13 protein-coding genes are annotated in these 16,686 nt (G+C 44.4%); 1 reads left to right on the forward strand and 12 read right to left on the reverse strand.

The annotated features are described in order from the left end of the window. Nucleotides 1-137 precede the first annotated feature (137 nt). The 3 genes from D8Y20_RS09280 to apaG all read right to left on the reverse strand — a co-directional run bounded on the left by D8Y20_RS09280 (nt 138) and on the right by apaG (nt 2,055). Nucleotides 138-857, reverse strand: coding sequence for a hypothetical protein (locus D8Y20_RS09280; RefSeq protein ID WP_121543021.1), 720 nt, complete (start codon nt 855-857; stop codon nt 138-140). 141 nt (nt 858-998) lie between these two features. Beyond that, nucleotides 999-1,658 carry a glutathione S-transferase gene (locus tag D8Y20_RS09285; RefSeq protein WP_201265602.1) on the reverse strand — a complete coding sequence of 220 codons (660 nt, stop codon included), beginning with the start codon at nt 1,656-1,658 and terminating at the stop codon, nt 999-1,001. Nucleotides 1,659-1,677: 19 nt separating this feature from the next. Further along, entirely contained in the window at nt 1,678-2,055 is a 378-nt protein-coding gene (gene apaG, locus D8Y20_RS09290) for a Co2+/Mg2+ efflux protein ApaG (protein ID WP_121543023.1), read from the reverse strand. Between the two features lie 163 nt (nt 2,056-2,218). Here apaG and D8Y20_RS09295 point away from each other — a divergent pair, with 163 nt between their 5' ends. After that, entirely contained in the window at nt 2,219-2,845 is a 627-nt protein-coding gene (locus D8Y20_RS09295; protein ID WP_121543069.1) for a pyrimidine 5'-nucleotidase, read from the forward strand. A gap of 465 nt (nt 2,846-3,310) precedes the next feature. On the opposite strand, the gene D8Y20_RS09300 is transcribed toward D8Y20_RS09295, so the two are convergent. The 9 genes from D8Y20_RS09300 to D8Y20_RS09340 form a co-directional block, all read right to left on the reverse strand. Beyond that, on the reverse strand, nt 3,311-3,832 hold the full coding sequence (locus D8Y20_RS09300) for a peptidylprolyl isomerase (protein WP_121543025.1): 522 nt from the start codon (nt 3,830-3,832) through the stop codon (nt 3,311-3,313). A 103-nt stretch (nt 3,833-3,935) separates the two neighbouring features. Continuing rightward, the gene (locus D8Y20_RS09305) at nt 3,936-4,499 is read right to left on the reverse strand and encodes an NADPH-dependent FMN reductase (protein ID WP_121543027.1); all 564 of its coding nucleotides are present in this window, start codon (nt 4,497-4,499) and stop codon (nt 3,936-3,938) included. A 168-nt stretch (nt 4,500-4,667) separates the two neighbouring features. Further along, nucleotides 4,668-6,899: an NADP-dependent isocitrate dehydrogenase gene (locus D8Y20_RS09310; protein WP_121543029.1), complete on the reverse strand. Its 2,232-nt coding sequence runs from the start codon at nt 6,897-6,899 to the stop codon at nt 4,668-4,670. A 162-nt stretch (nt 6,900-7,061) separates the two neighbouring features. Beyond that, the gene (locus D8Y20_RS09315; RefSeq protein WP_201265603.1) at nt 7,062-7,670 is read right to left on the reverse strand and encodes a DUF2959 domain-containing protein; all 609 of its coding nucleotides are present in this window, start codon (nt 7,668-7,670) and stop codon (nt 7,062-7,064) included. Nucleotides 7,671-7,867: 197 nt separating this feature from the next. Then, nucleotides 7,868-9,742 carry an ATP-binding protein gene (locus D8Y20_RS09320; protein WP_121543031.1) on the reverse strand — a complete coding sequence of 625 codons (1,875 nt, stop codon included), beginning with the start codon at nt 9,740-9,742 and terminating at the stop codon, nt 7,868-7,870. Between the two features lie 154 nt (nt 9,743-9,896). Further along, nucleotides 9,897-11,360 (reverse strand): DNA recombination protein RmuC, encoded by a 1,464-nt coding sequence (gene rmuC, locus D8Y20_RS09325; RefSeq protein WP_236075375.1) that lies wholly within the window; start codon nt 11,358-11,360, stop codon nt 9,897-9,899. Nucleotides 11,361-11,416: 56 nt separating this feature from the next. Beyond that, a complete protein-coding gene (gene zwf, locus D8Y20_RS09330; protein WP_121543033.1) occupies nt 11,417-13,399 on the reverse strand; it encodes a glucose-6-phosphate dehydrogenase in 1,983 nt (660 codons plus the stop codon). A gap of 205 nt (nt 13,400-13,604) precedes the next feature. After that, nucleotides 13,605-16,217, reverse strand: a complete 2,613-nt coding sequence (gene alaS, locus D8Y20_RS09335) for an alanine--tRNA ligase (RefSeq protein WP_121543035.1) — start codon at nt 16,215-16,217, stop codon at nt 13,605-13,607. Next, complete coding sequence (locus D8Y20_RS09340) at nt 16,214-16,684, reverse strand: regulatory protein RecX (protein ID WP_236075376.1); 471 nt, start codon at nt 16,682-16,684, stop codon at nt 16,214-16,216. Before D8Y20_RS09340 ends, alaS begins: the two co-directional genes overlap by 4 nt. Nucleotides 16,685-16,686 lie beyond the last annotated feature (2 nt).

A 16,686-nucleotide genomic window follows, 5' to 3' on the forward strand; every position in this document is an offset into this window, starting at 1 on the left:
AACCTGCCAGTCACTCCCCCCCCCTCCCCAGTGCTGGCAGGTTTATTGTTTTAAAAACGATTCTTAAGCTCTGCTTACGAACATTCCTATTCAAGAGCACCCACTTTCCAATCCATTAAAATCAATATTTGGAGGTTTTAACTTTGTGTCTGGGGGTCCGACTGTTTCAGATCTTTGTTTTTGAATTCATTCGTCATCGTCGTTAACCACTGCATGGCTTGATCATAATCGACGTGCAGATCAAAGAAACCTTTCTCTTCCATGTTCGGAAATTCAAACGTGCGAGTATAGAAATTATCCGTTGAATATACGAACCTGACCGGATCAATACTGAAATTAATCCAGTGACTGGTTGCAATCGGCACAAGCTCAGCAGCTCTGTTATCTTCTTCTAAAGCAAACATATTCCTGCGGCCCCAGAATTTAATTTCAAACTCCAGTGCTGCCTGACTGATTGCAAACGCAAATTCCATGCTCTGCTCACTGCCCTCAGAAAAGTCCCAGCCTACCTTGATAGCTTTTTCCCTTATATCAATAAGAGGAATCTGAATATAATCACCTTTATAAGTACCATCGCTTGCAAATTCTGCCGCCTGTTGCGCTCCTTTCGCCATGTGTGGCATAGAAGCAGTATCCTCTCTCTCTTTGCGCCATCCTAAGAAGAGTACTGTGCAGCAGGTGCTGAACACTGATGCAATCAAGCCAATGAAGATCAGCGCTGTATAGGAAACATGATTCATGTCGGCAAAGATAAGTGCAAAAAAGCTCATCACCATGACCCCTGCCCAGCCGAGCAGTGCGTCAAGTTTGTCAACATTCGTAATCTCTTTCCAGCCAGCCGCAAACATTTTAGACATATCGCAGATGATGCTCCTGTTAACCTATACTCGTAAAGAGGATTATATACCCCGCTATAAAAACAACCTGTCAATTCTATAACGCACTATTCAAACTACTATGAACGTCCAAATAGCTACACGCGTGAATATTGCATCCGATTAATAAAGGTAATGCGTTTTATCACCCGAGAGCCAGGGTTGATGTTTCACCATGATATGTTGAAAAGATTGGTCTGCTAACCAACGGTTTAACCAGTCCTGTACATGGGTGAAGCTTAAGCGATTAAATCGCAATCTATCCACGGCAGAAAATTGACGGACAAAGGGGAAAATAGCGACATCTGCCATACAAGGTTTATCCCCAAACAGATAAGCTGTTTTTTTTAGTTTGTCTTCAAGCTGAGCAAGAAAGTCACAAGCAGCATGAAAATGATGCTCATCGTGCACATCATTACTATCACCACGATCCACAAAACGTTGTGGATATTTATAGCGATCCAAATGCATTTTAAAATCAACGTCATTGACATGGATCAGATCAAACATCGCATCCTTACCGTGATCACTCGCTGCATGCCGCCATGCATCATCTTCAGACAACGCCCAGTTCATAATATCCAGACTCTCATCAATCACACTACCGTCAGTCAGCTGCAACACCGGCACTGTAGCTTTTGGAGATATTTCCAACATCGCGGCCGGTTTATCTTTGAGGACAATTTCACGCAATTCACATTGGACACCAGCATGATACAAAGCCATACGCGCCCGCATGGCATAGGGGCATCGTCGAAAACTATATAAAATCGGATATTTCACCGCAGTTGTTGCACCCTGTTCAATTCAATGCTCCCGGAACTGCCAGTGTAAAGGCCGGCACAGGCGCATCAAAGGTTTCTCCATCTTCAGAGAGCATTTGATAACTGCCCTGCATATAACCCACAGGTGTTTCCAATACACAGAAGCTGTTATAACAATGCTCTGCCCCTGGAGATATCACCGGCTGTTCACCAATTACACCATCGCCCATCACCTCTTCAATCAAACCATTACCATCGGTAATCACCCAATGCCGGGTGAGCAATTGCGCAGCCTGATCACCAATATTGCGAATTTGAATATCATAGATAAACACAAAACGATTCTGCTCAGGCTGAGAGTGTTCATCAGCATATTCAGCTTTCACATCCACAACTATCGGGCATACATCAGTCATATCTTCTCCCATACACAATGCATCATCATGAATCGCGGTGCACAATCAAGCCTTCAATCTATGGGGAAATAAGCACATGTAGTAAAGCCATATCATGCTAAGAACAGCTCTTCCTCAGCTTCTGCATAGTATTTTTGATACAGTTATTAGTAGTATAAGCCCCATGCCATTCGATTTAGCAATTATTGATCTTGATAACACCCTCTATGCAGCCGATTCGGGTGTGTTTGCGCGCATGGACAAACGCATGACAGCCTTTGTGGCCAAGGAACTGGATGTTGATCCCAAAGAAGCCGATCGCTTGCGGGTGAAATATTGGAAAGCCTACGGCACCACCCTCAGAGGTATGATGTTACATCACGGCATGGAGGCCGAAGCATTTTTGCACGATGTGCACGATATTGATGCCCATGAGATACTCAAACCGGATGATCAACTCGATGCTGCCCTAGCGAGACTACCCGGGCGCAAAGTGATCCATACCAACGGTATTCTTGAACATGCTGAACGTATCCTCGATGCACTTGGCATCACGCACCACTTTTCCGCCATCTACGATATTCGCTTTAATCACTACCTACCCAAACCGTGCAAAGAAACATTGGCCATGCTGATTGAAAAAGAAGGCGCAACAGCTGCTAGAACGCTGGTAGTAGATGATATGGCGGATAATTTAGCAGTTGCCAAAGAACTGGGTTGCAAAACCGTCTGGATCACGCATGAAGATGCCGGTTACTGGGACTATCATATTCCCCACTTTCACCGACTCCCGGATTCTCTGGGCATATAATCCAAGCCCCCTCTTTCACTAAAACGAAGATTCTCGAATGACTGCTTCCGACCCAGCTAGTCGCCGAATGTCATAGTTAGTCATATTATAGCAGGGCCCCTTTTTGGATAGCACTGACCTGCAGTTTTTTTGCAATAGCCTGCTGCATTGAGTATACGAGTAAAAGGGAACTGTGACGTGATTTATAAGCTAGCCACGAATTTTCACGAATTACAAGATATACATCGCTATGGAAAACATTAGCCAGCAGGTAAATAGCAAAGCCTGAGAGAGTGTCGTGGAGACATGACTTCACAAACCACACTGATTATTATTCGTGAAAATTCGTGTTCATTCGTGGCTAGATGTCTTTATGATTGAGTAACATAGAACAGCTGCCATACGTTGATGTTTCCCTCTAATTCGCGATGAACCAAAAAAAGGGCCGCCGGATAGGCAGCCCTTTAACAACATCAATTGTATGTATTAGCTACAGCAATCATCAGACCCGCATCCGCCTTCACCACAGCACTCTTCATCACCGTGTACATGGCCGTGCTCAAGCTCATCAGCAGTAGCGTCTCGAATATCTACAATAGCAACATCGAAATTCAGCTGCTGCCCAGCCAATGGATGATTCCCGTCAACAGTGACATTATCACCATCAACATCTGTAATACGTACCATCTGCAAACCTTCGCCATCTGGTAGTTCGGCCTGGAATTCCATGCCGACCTCTACACTTTCAACGTCATCAAACATATCGCTAGATACAATTTCAACCATTGCAGGATCAAATTCGCCATAAGCATCAGCAGCATCAAGTGATACTTTCAATTTATCACCAACAGCCTTGCCTTCCAGTGCAAGCTCAAGGCCAGGAATGATGTTTTCTTCGCCGTGCAGATATACCAGTGGATCTCTGCCTTCGGATGCGTCGATCACTGTTCCGCTATCGTTGGTCAATGTGTAGTGAAATGAAACGACTTTATGGTTATCAATTTGCATGTTTTACTCCGTAAACAGGGCTCTTGTCTGTTACCCACTCTGTTGTGGCGCGCACCCTACTCAAAGCAAGATAACACACAAACATACGTCCTAACCCTCTTAGCTAAATAGCAAGTTCAATTGCACTCTTATCAATATTGTTTACGGCTTGTTCAAGTGCCGCTAATGAAACAGCAATAGCCTGTTTGGTCAGGTCATCTGTTAAATGAAATTCTTTATCAAACTTCATATTTACACGAGGAACATTCATTGATCCGTCCACCACAACAGATGCATTCATCGCATGCAAAATGAGTACCAGTGAACTGTGTGAGCGCACTGCACCCAGAGCTTGGGTTGATACACTGGTTGATACAACGGGTTTCGATACCAGCACGCCAGTTGATACCAACCAATCAAGCAGGTTTTTTAAGGCCCCTGAGATACCGTAAATATATTCAGGAGTACTAATAATCACACCATCTGATGCTTTTATTTTTAACATGAGATCAGCAACAGCTAGCGGTATATCGTGATCAGCCGAATTGGGATTAAATATAGGAATATCCTTTAATCCTTCAAACACGGTAATGTTTGTTTCATTCGAGGTTAATTCTGACATCGCTCTAAGCAGGGCCATATTGTATGAACCAGTTCTAATACTGCCTGGTATCGCTAATATTTTCATAAAGCCCCCCCTACCCTTTATCTGTTAGAACTACATCATGAAGATTGATCAACAGATTATTCATGACAACAAATACTATTTTATTTTATCCAGCATTTATCCAATCACCGATTCGGTTATGGAAACAAACCACCCGTCCGGATCACTCCTTCCATACGCTTAACAACATTAAGCAATCAAATTCAGGGCCGTATTAAACGTGTTACTTGGTCGCATAGCCGCATCCAGTTTGGCAGGGTCGGCATGGAAATAGCCACCTAAATCCAAAGCTTTACCTTGTGCTGCATTAAGCTCTGCTACAATCACATCTTCCTGCTCTGTGAGTGTTTGTGCCAATGGTGCAAACTGAGCCTGCAACTGGGCATCATCAGATTGTGCAGCCAATGCCTGAGCCCAATAAAGGGTAAGATAAAAGTGGCTGCCACGGTTATCGAGTTCATTGACACGACGGGATGGTGATTTGTTGTTTTTCAGGAACAGACTATTGGCGTCATTCAGTGCATTCGCCAACACCAGCGCTTTGGTATTGCCAGTTTTAGCAGCCATATCTTCAAGTGATACAGCCAGAGCCAGAAATTCACCCAACGAATCCCAACGCAGATGCCCTTCCTGCACAAACTGCTGCACATGTTTCGGGGCAGAACCACCCGCACCGGTCTCAAATAGTCCACCACCGGCCAATAAAGGCACGATAGAGAGCATTTTAGCACTGGTTCCCAGCTCCAGAATCGGGAACAGGTCAGTCAGATAGTCGCGCAGCACATTACCTGTCACAGAAATAGTATCCTGCCCTGCTTTGACACGCGCCAGTGCATGACGAACAGCATTGACCGGAGACATAATCTGAATATCCAGACCATTGGTATCATGATCTTTCAAATAGCGCGTAACAATCCCAATCAGATTCGCATCATGGGCACGGTTTTCATCAAGCCAGAAAATAGTTGGATGACCTGTCGCTCTGGCGCGGTTCACCGCCAATTTCACCCAATCCTGAATCGGTGCATCCTTGGCCTGACACATGCGCCAGATATCACCTTTTTCCACGTCGTGTTGCATCAACACATTACCGGCTTCATCAACTACACGAACCGTACCATCAGCAGGAATCAAGAACGTTTTGTCATGCGAGCCATATTCCTCGGCTTTCTGCGCCATCAAACCAACATTGGCCACATTACCCATGGTGACAGGATCAAAGGCTCCGTTTTCTCTACAGAAGCTAATTGTCTCCTGATACACGCCGGCATAACAGCGATCAGGAATCATCGCCTTCATGTCATGCAGCTTGTTATCTGCGCCCCACATCTTACCTGACGAGCGAATTGCAGCCGGCATTGATGCGTCAATAATTACATTACTTGGAACGTGTAAGTTCGTAATTCCTTTGTCAGAATCAACCATCGCTAAGGCAGGATTGGAATCATAAACAGCCATTATATCAGCTTCGATTTCTGACCGTTTGTCGGCTGGAAGGTCGGCTATTTTTGCATACACATCACCAAGACCATTGCTGGCATCCACACCAATCTCTTCAAATAGAACGGCATGTTTTTCAAATACATCCTTATAATACACAGTCACTGCATGGCCAAACATAAGTGGGTCAGACACTTTCATCATGGTCGCTTTCAAATGCAGTGAAAGCAAAACACCACACTGTTTGGCATCATCAATCTCTTTGGCATAAAATGCACGTAAGGCTGACCGGCTCATGACAGATGCATCAATCACTTCGCCTTTCAATAACGGAGTACTCTGTTTAAGCACCAAGCTATTCCCTGCCGCATCAGTCAGTTCAACTTTCACATCACAAATTTTATCTACAACAACAGACTGCTCACTGCCATAAAAATCACCATCAGACATATGTGCTACATGTGATTGTGAATCGCTGCTCCAGGCTCCCATTGAATGCGGGTTATCCCGGGCATACTGTTTTACTGCATCGGCCACACGGCGATCCGAGTTACCTTCACGCAAAACCGGATTAACCGCACTACCCAACACCTTGGCATAACGTATTTTTATCGCTTTTTCTGCATCACTCTGGGCATCTTCCGGATAGTTTGGAATATCATAACCATGCGCCTGCAACTCTGAGATTGCTGCACATAATTGAGGAACCGATGCACTGATATTCGGCAATTTTATAATATTCGCTTCAGCTTCTTTTACCAAAGCACCCAGCTCACTCAAGGCGTCCGACTGCTTCTGCTCTTCACGAAGGTTGTCCGGGAAATTGGTAAGGATGCGGCCAGCCAGTGAAATATCTTTCGTTTCCACATTCACATTTGCCGCTTTACTAAAGGCCTGCACTATTGGAAGCAATGAATAGGTGGCCAGGGCTGGTGCTTCATCAGTTTTGGTATAAATAATGGTAGGGTTGTTTGAAGTCATGGTTTTTCCTTGGCAAGTATTGGTGAAAATTTGAGATGCGGGTGAGTTTAACAGTAGTAGCCTGATTAAGCAGTCATAAATACCTTAACCCTGACAACCCAATGATTGTCCATGCAGAAATGGCCTTATCTATAGTGGAGCATAAATCCGCTTTGACCTGTTTTAGATCCCTGCCTCTTTGATGAACAGATCGGCTTCTTGAATGGATTTTTCCATATCTTTAACCAAAGCTGAAATATTTGATTTCACAGAACGCAGTTCCTTTTTAAGCGACAAAATCGCCTTGGCATTCAGGTTATGTTTTAAATAAAGCACCTGATCTTTAAACGCATTCAGCACAGGATCCATTTTCTTTTCGGCACGTCGCATGGCACTGATAAGTTTTTTATATTGCTGGCGTGTTTTACGCAGTTTTTGACTACTGTCCCGTTTAAGAGATGCACTGCTATATTGTTCCAGCTCGCCTTCCCACTCTTCAAACAGATCTTCTGCAACAGATTCTACCGAGTCTATCCTGTTGCGCACATCATTGGCGGCATCTTCACTATCTTCATACTCATCATTGAGTGTGTTGTATTTATCTTCAAGCGCCCCACCCTTAAAATTAAGCACACTTGAAAACTGTTCCAGTGATGATTTAAATTGCTCTTTACCTTCCTGCTGCGCATCACGGGCCTTGGCGACTCGATCAACCAGAATATCACGTTTATGGTAGCCCACTTTCTCCATGGTGGAGTAATAGGCCGACTGGCACCCACTTAAAAGCCCCATAAGAGCAAGGCATAGCACTAATTTTATGAAGGGCGAATATTGATTGGTTTGCATCATTGCGGGTCCACCAGGGTCGGTTTTTAATACTATGGGCGAGTTTAGCAGCAGATACGGGATTGAATAGTCATGATTCATTCAGCAGTAGCTATCTATATTTATCCGTTGAATAAAGAATTCAACACACAAACTGTTGTTATTCAGGTCAAATGATACCTTATCGTTTGACTTAATTTTTCTACGGCCAGGGGTTTGCTCAGTACCATTTGATTATCTAAAATCATTTCACAAGTAGCATCATCACCAGGGTCATAACCGGTCATAAACACGACCTTCATATCCGGGTTCAATTTGTGAATGCGTTCTGCAGCAAGCTTGCCACCAAGCTGAGGCATCACAACATCCATCAGAACCAAATCAATGTTATCCCTGTTACGTTCATAGGTTTCCACTGCTTGCACACCATTTGAAGCAGTAAGAACAATATATCCAAGCGTTTTTAATAAGCGTTCCGTTACCTCAAGCAGAGAATCATCATCATCCACCAATAATATGGTTTCACCATGACCTTCTTTGATTAACGCATGCTGCGCATCATTCAATGTATGAATACTGTTTTCTAAGGGTAGATAAATACTAAAACAGGTACCTGAATGTAAATGACTAACCACATTAAGAAATCCACCATGACTTTTCACCGCTCCATACACCATAGAGAGACCCAGGCCTGTACCTTTATCCACCTCTTTCGTGCTATAAAATGGCTCATAAATTTTACTTAATTGTTCTTTAGGGATACCACAGCCATTATCTTCTACTGAGAGTATCACATAATCACACCCTCTGGCTTCCGGATGACTATTCAAAAATGCATCACTCTGTTTACTTTTACTCAACGCAACATTGATAAATGGATTATCTACTCCAGCAGTTGAGTCGCGTGCATTATTCATCAGATTCATCAAAATCTGTTGAATCTGGGTTTCATCTCCTTTAATCATATATACATCTTCGGGTAATGATAATTCGCAACGAATATGAGCAGGTATGGATACACGCGCCAATTTATAGGATTGTTGAATAACGGCATGAAGATCAAATTCAGTCAGAACAACTCTGTCTTTACGTGCATAGGTCATTAATTGACGAATAATATCTGCGGCATGCATCGATAAATCACCAATATCATCCAGTCTTTTAAGAATTTCCGGAGAATCTATCTGACGCTGAATCAGGTAAATATTGGCTGTGATTCCGGAAAGCATATTGTTAAAATCATGTGCAATACCACCAACAAGTGTGCCCACTGTCTCCATTTTCTGGGCCTGTACATATTTCAGCTCAGCACACTCCTTCTGCTGCAATGCCTCTATTTTATCATCAATCTCCTGACTCAGTTTTGTATTCATAGATTTCAGTTCTGAGGTTCGCCTTTGCACCGTTTTTTCAAGATCATCTTGCACTTGGCACAGCTCATGTTCGCGTTTTTTGAGTTCAGTGTTTGTTTCCACCAGCTCTGTCTGTCGCCGCTCCAACTGCAATTGAAATGCACAGGCTATAAGCGAAAAACATAAAAACATCGTTGGTATATATCGCAAGGTATCATCACTATAAGTCAGGTCCACCAACCCCAAGCTACTCGATACAAGAGCGACAACATGAAACAGGACAAATGCTGCAACCCAGAACCAGCCAAGGCGAATCCCCATCAATAAAAATGCCAGAAAAGGGAATATCAGCCCCCAATAAATGCCGGTATTGCCGATACCACCATCAATAAAAAGCGCAAAAAAAGTAAATAATGGCAGGCTCAAAAAAAGCTCTCGTGACCTTTTAAACCAATTCCCCCGATATCCATTTACGATCATCGGAATGCATGCAATAGATACAACAATCAAAAATAAGCCGAGCCATTCGTGGTCATGTAGATAGTTAATAACGGAAAACGAAGATGCAACAACAAACGTTAAACAGATCAACAAGAATAAGGTGGCATGTACGCTACTCTCATCTGGAGAGTAACTTCTATAACCTGAAAACAGTAATTTCACCTTTTCCTTTGCCTCGGAAACCATATCACCTCCGTTGCTGCCAACGTAACTATAGACTAGTTATCAGTCCTTGGCTCGAAATTTAGTGTTTAAATAAGAGCGGCTGATAAAGCGACAATAAGCTGATACCTGAACGTGGTTATTGAATGATCAGGAAATGAACAAGTTCAGCATTGATTTATTCAAGTTTCATTTCCTTCTGATCTTCAAGTGTTGCCGTTTCAATCAAATGACCGGGTAGCTCTTTCTTGGTTTTACCAGCGAGTTGCCCCAGTTGATCAATCTGCCGAATCACATTGCCCGGGCCTTTTGTAATGCGACCAAGTGCTATGTCATACGAATCTTTAGCCTGATTTAGTCTGCCACCGACATCTTCAAATGCTTTCACGAAATCTACAACCTTATCATGCAATTTGCTGGCGCGATCAATCAGACTCACCATATTTTCACTATGTTTCTCATGACGCCAAAGTTGCTCAATAAGCTTTAACGTTGCATAAAGCGTTGATGGCGTCACTACAGCCACCCCCTTATCAAAAGCCATTTCAAAGATACCCTGATCAGCTTCAATGGCCATCAGATAAGCACCCTCAATAGGCATAAACATTAATACGTAATCAGGAGAATGAACGCCGGGAAGATGAGCATAGTGTTTATCCGCCAGACTCATAACGTGATTTTTGATGCTATTCACATGAGCTTTGGTGCATTTTTTGCGTGCATCGCTATCATTTGCTGCAATGACCCGCTCGTAATCAGTCAATGACACTTTAGAGTCAATAATGATGTGCTTATCACCAGGCATACGAATAATCACATCCGGACGCAGTCGCTTGCCACCTCCAATATCAGTCGAATCCTCACGAAGGTATTCATGGTTTTTTCGCAAACCAGAAGTATCCAGAATGCGCTCCAGGATCATCTCGCCCCAATTGCCTTGTGATTTACTCTCACCTTTGAGTGCCTGTGTTAAATTCAGCGCATCTGTACTCATCTGCAGGTTCAGCTCTTTGAGCTGGCTTAGATGCGCTTTGAGCGATGCCCGCTCTTTGGTGTCATCTGTATGAATCTCATCCACACGTTTGCGGAAATCACCTAACTGCTCACGCATAGGTTTCAGCACTTCATCCAAACTATTTCGATTCTGCTGTGAGAAGGCTTTTCCCTTCGCTTCAAAGATTTGATGAGCCAGCAGTTTAAACTCATTTCCAAGCTTCTCTTTAGCATCTTCCAGTAGGGCTAGTTTCTCGCCCGCTGCCTTGCGCTCTTCAAACATGCGCGTTTCCAGCGCCCTGTTTTCTGATTTGAGATCACTAAGTTCACGATGAAGCGCATCAAGATGCTGCTCTTTTTCCTGTATTTTTAAATGATACTTTTCCACTTGTTTATCAGCATGTTGAATGCGCTCACTTAATGTAGCGATAGAAACTTTATGCGATGTTAATTCATCTGATTGCTGATCAATCACGTTCTTATGAGCGTCAACAACCTGCTCCAAGCCTTGCATCGAAATCTCTGCAGCCTGCATCAACTTTTTCTGATTACGAGCATGCAAAAACCACAACACCAGGATCAAAAGGATCATGCCAACAAGAACGCCTTCAGTCACCGACAATGCTTCCCAAGCATTATAATTATACATTCACAAGCGCCAAGCAATGTGTCTGAGCACATCTAGAATCACTGCATTCATTAAATTTATTCTGATGCCATCAAGGTCTGTGCATCAATAATAACATCGTACCGTTCACGTGCCGTTTCCATGACGCGTCTTGCAAACTCGGGGCGATCCATCAACACTTTACAGAAGTCACGTTTTTCCATGATATACAGTGCACAATATGTATTCGCGCGCACGGTGGCTTGCCTTGCTTGCGACATCAACAGGCTTAATTCACCAAACACCTGGCCTTTTTCAAGGGTCGATATGAGTTTTCCATTGGCCTTGATAATATCAACACTGCCCGTTTCAATAATAAAGAATTCATTTCCTTCACTGCCATAAGTGACAATATCATCGCCAGCATTGAACACTATAGGTTTGAGCATCATGGCAAACGCATGCAACATCATGTCACCACTACCTTCAAACATGGGCACGCGTTCAAGTGCTTCTTTCGGTGTACGCGCCAACCAACGGCGGTGCGTTGGTTGCATCAATTCAAAGGCTGCTTTTGGTCCCCATGATCCAAACGTATAATTGGTAAATTCCGTAGCCTTTTCACGACTCCAGACCTCCTGAACAGGCTGTACTATGGACCAGGCCATCTCAACCAGGTCAGAACGTGAAAACAGTGATGCATCACCATGCATACAGTCATGCAGCATGGTTTCATAACCAGTGCCGGGATTGGTAATAAATGCATCATCGTATTCAAAATGCATATTTACCTTACGCATCTGCATGGCCGGGCCAGGCCGCTTGGCCTGAAACCGCAATTCAATACCTTCATTGGGCTGAACTCGAAATACCAGTTGATTGGCCTCCAGTTGCGATGCTGCCGGAGTTCCTCTGAAGGTAAATGCAGGGGCACGCCGGAACTGCACAACAATTTCAGTGGATTTACTGCTCAGAGCCTTACCTGAACGAATAAACACAGGAACACCATGCCAGCGCCAGTTATCGATGTGTAACTTGAGTGCTCCATAGGTTTCAGTATTGGAATTTGGATCAACCATATGCTCTTGACGATAGCCTTTGGCTTGTGATCCATCAGCAAGTGTTGCCACATCATATTGGCCACGCACTGCATGTGTGTGCACCTCTTCATGCTTCATGATGCGCACAGCACTCAATAATTTATACTTTTCATTGCGAATAGCTTCCGCGTCAAACGATGTCGGTGGTTCCATGCACAAATAGGACATAATCTGAAACAGATGATTCTGAATCATATCTCGAAGCACACCGGATTGATCGTAATATCCACCCCGCCATTCAACCCCTACCTTCTCGGTAGCAGTGATCTGAATATGATCAATTTGTGTACGGTTCCATAGAGGCTCAAACATGCCATTACCAAAACGGAATGCGAGCAGATTCTGCACGGTTTCTTTGCCCAGATAATGATCGATACGATAAACCTGGCTCTCTTTCCAATAGTTAAGGATTTCAGTATTTAAGGCTTTTGCCGATGCCAAGTCCGAGCCAAAGGGTTTTTCCACGATAATACGTCGCCAGGCATCATCGGCCGCCTTATTGAGTCCAACTGCCTGCAACCCGGTGGAAATCATACCAAACACCGAGGGTGGTGTGGCCATGTAAAACAGCACATTACCGCCCAACTGGTGACGATCATTCAATACCTGAATCTGTGTTTCAAGTTGTTCAAAATCATCGGCTGCATCAAAGCGCCCTTTGAGATAATGAATTTTCGCACAGAAATCAGTCCAGCGAGCTTCTTCAAAATTTTCACGGCGCGAAAATTCATGTACATCCACATTGATTTTATCGCGAAATGAATCCGTATTAAAATCATCCATCGCCATACCCAGGATTTGGAACGCGTCGGGCAACAGATCATCACAGTAGAGATTAAACAGCGATGGAATCAACAAACGTTTGGTTAAATCACCGGAAGCACCAAAGATCACCAGCACACACGGATCAGGCACAGGCCCCTGCAAATTCATGGCTGATAAAAACCCCTGTGGAATCTCCTGGTCGTGTTGTTGATTCATTATCTACCCTCCAGATCTGTTCTGTTGCAACAGTCCAGACACTACTCTGCTGGCTGTTATTATTCGCATTGCTTCAAGTATAGATAAAAAAAAGATATTTGTTCATAAAATCCATGTTCAACCATTGTAGGCCCGCATTGATGATAATGAATACAAAAAAGCCTCCCCCCATGCATGGCACATGGGAGAAATCAGTGATGAAGCCTTAAGTAAGGGTCTCGGACACAGAAGCCAAGGCTGCTTTTAATTTCGCCGGCTCTGTACCACCAGCCATGGCCAGCTCCGGTTTACCACCGCCTTTACCACCGCAAAGCATCGCTACTTCACGCACGATATTTCCGGCATGAAATTGCTTGAGAAGATCGCTGGTAACACCTGCTACCAATTGCACTTTTTCACCCTTCACCTGACCAAAAACAATGATACCGGATTTTAATTTACCCTTGGCCTTATCCATAAAATCACGCATATCGGCAACATCATTCACAACAGCGGTAAGCAACTTGATACCGTTTACATCGATAGCCGTACCGATCAAATCGTCCAACATACCGGTAGATGCTTTGGCTTTTAACGATTGCAGCGCTTTATCAGCCTCTTTGAGTTTACCCTGTAGTGTGGTCAAACCATCCACGGCTTCAAATGTGCGCACCTTCATTTGATTAGCGATAACGTTCAGCGTATCTGCATCTACCACATAGCTCTGGTAAGCTGCTTGTCCAGTTAATGCCTCAATACGACGTACACCGGCCGCAATACCTGTTTCAGAAGAAATACGGAACAGACCGATATCACCGGTTCGTGACACATGCGTGCCACCACATAATTCAGTGGAGAAACCTGCCGAAACCACGCGTACTTCATCACCATATTTTTCACCGAACAGTGCCATGGCTCCTGAAGCGACCGCTTCATCCTGGGTCATCAGTTTGGTTTCCACTGCATCATTGGCCCAGACAGCTGCATTCACACGCGCTTCAATATCTGCTTTTTCTGCATCAGATACCGGTTGATGGTGACTGAAATCAAAACGTAAACGCTCCGCATTCACCAATGAACCGGCCTGTTTCACATGATCACCCAGCACTTCACGCAATACCGAATGCATCAGATGCGTGGCGGTATGATTGCGCCGAATCGCATCACGACGCAGACCTGTGACGGCAAAGTGTGCAGAGCCACCAATATGGAAAGAACCCTTGGTCACTTTACCGATATGTACGAACAAATCAGATAACACTTTTTTGGTATCGGTCACTTCGAATGTAGCATCTGCTACAGTAATCAAACCGGTATCACCAGCCTGCCCACCGGATTCAGCATAAAAAGGTGTCTGATTCGCAACCAGCCAAGCTTCGTCACCTTCATTTAACACTTCCACAGCATTTTCGCCCTGAATCAGACCAGTGATCACACCTTCAGCCAGCAATGTATTATATCCAAGGAATTCAGTTGCACCATGTGTTTCACGCAATTCAAACACGGCCTTCGGTAGTGCTGATTCGCCACTACCTCCCCATGCAGCACGCGCACGGTTACGCTGCTCTTCCATGCAAACTTCAAAGCCAGCCATATCCAGAGCAACATCGCGTCCTTTAAGAATATCAGCGGTTAAATCAGTTGGAAATCCAAACGTATCATAGAGCGTAAAGAGTGTTTTGCCGGGAATTGTACCACCCTTCCCTGCATCCATGACTGCCTGTTCTACCAATTTCAGACCCTTATCAAGCGTTTTGATAAAGCGCTCTTCCTCGATACGAACGACCTGTTCGATGTTGCCTTGTGCTTCAACAAGTTCGACAAAATGAGATCCCATCTCTGCCACAAGAGCAGGCACAAGCTTGTAAATAAATGCTTCATGCATACCGAGCAGACGACCATGACGACAGGCACGGCGTAAAATTCGACGCAGTACAAAACCACGACCTTCATTCGATGGCAATACACCATCAGCCAGCAGGAAGGAGACCGAACGCAAATGATCCGCCAACACACGCAGCGATACATCACTCTCTTTACCAGCACCTTGTTTGACACCAGTGACAGCACAAGCTGCTTCGATCAGATTCTGAAACAGATCGGTACTGTAATTGTCATGGGTGCCCTGCATCACTGCAGCGACACGCTCCAGCCCCATACCTGTATCAACACTAGGTTTTGGTAATGGATTCAGGGTGCCTTCTGCATCGCGATCATATTGCATGAATACCAGGTTCCATATTTCAACAAAACGATCACCCTCTTCATCCGGTGTGCCCGGAGGGCCACCCCATACATCCGCGCCATGATCAAAAAATATTTCAGAACAAGGGCCGCACGGCCCTGTATCACCCATGCTCCAGAAATTATCTTTGGCACCAATGCGTGCTATTTTATCTTCACTGATACCAATGCCCTTAGTCCAAAGGTCATACGCTTCATCGTCATCTTCAAAGACCGTGACAAACAATCGATCTTTATCAAGCCCTAGTTCAACAGTCAGAAATTCCCATGCATATGCGATAGCTTCTTTTTTGAAATAATCACCAAAGGAGAAATTGCCCAGCATTTCAAAGAAGGTGTGGTGACGTGCGGTATGACCAACATTTTCAAGATCATTGTGTTTACCACCGGCACGCACACATTTCTGGCTGGTTGTCGCCGTACTGTAAGCGCGCGTCTCATTACCCAAAAACGTGTGCTTAAACTGCACCATGCCAGCATTGGTAAACATCAGGGTTGGATCGCCATGGGGCACCAACGAACTAGAATCAACAAGAGCATGCCCTTTTGATTCAAAGTAATTAAGAAATTTTTGCCGAATCTCGGATGTTTTCACCGGGAATCCTCCGTTCGTTCTTTCAATACGCGCAGAACAATATCAGTTCCAAAGCCTTTGTTCTGTAAAAAACGTGCCTGACGCTGCCAGACCCGTTCGTCTTCAAATCTAAACCCGGCCGGATCTCGCATGGCCAACAGATCACGCGCTGTTTGTTCAACATCATAATCTGCCGTCAATTCGTCCATAGCCAGTTGCAATGACACATCATCCGCACCTTTTTGCTTGGCCCGTTTCATCGCCAGCCATGGCGTTTCACCTTTCTCAAGCCTGGAGCGTAAATAAGACTCTGCAAAACGTCGATCACTTAAATAACCATCATGTTTCAACTGAGCAATAACAACTGAAATTATCGCATGATCAATCTTACGTGTGATTAATTTTTGCTCTATCTGCAGGGTACAATATTCTCGCTGAGCCAGCAGACGCGCAGCATAATTATATGCTGCTGCTTCATCTTTATCCATTG

This window comes from Mariprofundus sp. EBB-1 (assembly GCF_003665155.1).
Taxonomy (GTDB): Bacteria; Pseudomonadota; Zetaproteobacteria; order Mariprofundales; family Mariprofundaceae; genus Mariprofundus.

Bases quoted from the DNA above. Each gene is read 5' to 3' on its own strand.
- D8Y20_RS09280 (WP_121543021.1), bottom strand. From the start codon at position 857: ATGTCTAAAATGTTTGCGGCTGGCTGGAAAGAGATTACGAATGTTGAC.
- apaG (WP_121543023.1), bottom strand. From the start codon at position 2,055: ATGACTGATGTATGCCCGATAGTTGTGGATGTGAAAGCTGAATATGCT.
- D8Y20_RS09295 (WP_121543069.1), top strand. From the start codon at position 2,219: ATGCCATTCGATTTAGCAATTATTGATCTTGATAACACCCTCTATGCA.
- D8Y20_RS09300 (WP_121543025.1), bottom strand. From the start codon at position 3,832: ATGCAAATTGATAACCATAAAGTCGTTTCATTTCACTACACATTGACC.
- D8Y20_RS09305 (WP_121543027.1), bottom strand. From the start codon at position 4,499: ATGAAAATATTAGCGATACCAGGCAGTATTAGAACTGGTTCATACAAT.
- D8Y20_RS09310 (WP_121543029.1), bottom strand. From the start codon at position 6,899: ATGACTTCAAACAACCCTACCATTATTTATACCAAAACTGATGAAGCA.
- D8Y20_RS09315 (WP_201265603.1), bottom strand. From the start codon at position 7,670: ATGGGGCTTTTAAGTGGGTGCCAGTCGGCCTATTACTCCACCATGGAG.
- D8Y20_RS09320 (WP_121543031.1), bottom strand. From the start codon at position 9,742: ATGGTTTCCGAGGCAAAGGAAAAGGTGAAATTACTGTTTTCAGGTTAT.
- rmuC (WP_236075375.1), bottom strand. From the start codon at position 11,360: ATGTATAATTATAATGCTTGGGAAGCATTGTCGGTGACTGAAGGCGTT.
- zwf (WP_121543033.1), bottom strand. From the start codon at position 13,399: ATGAATCAACAACACGACCAGGAGATTCCACAGGGGTTTTTATCAGCC.
- D8Y20_RS09340 (WP_236075376.1), bottom strand. From the start codon at position 16,684: ATGGATAAAGATGAAGCAGCAGCATATAATTATGCTGCGCGTCTGCTG.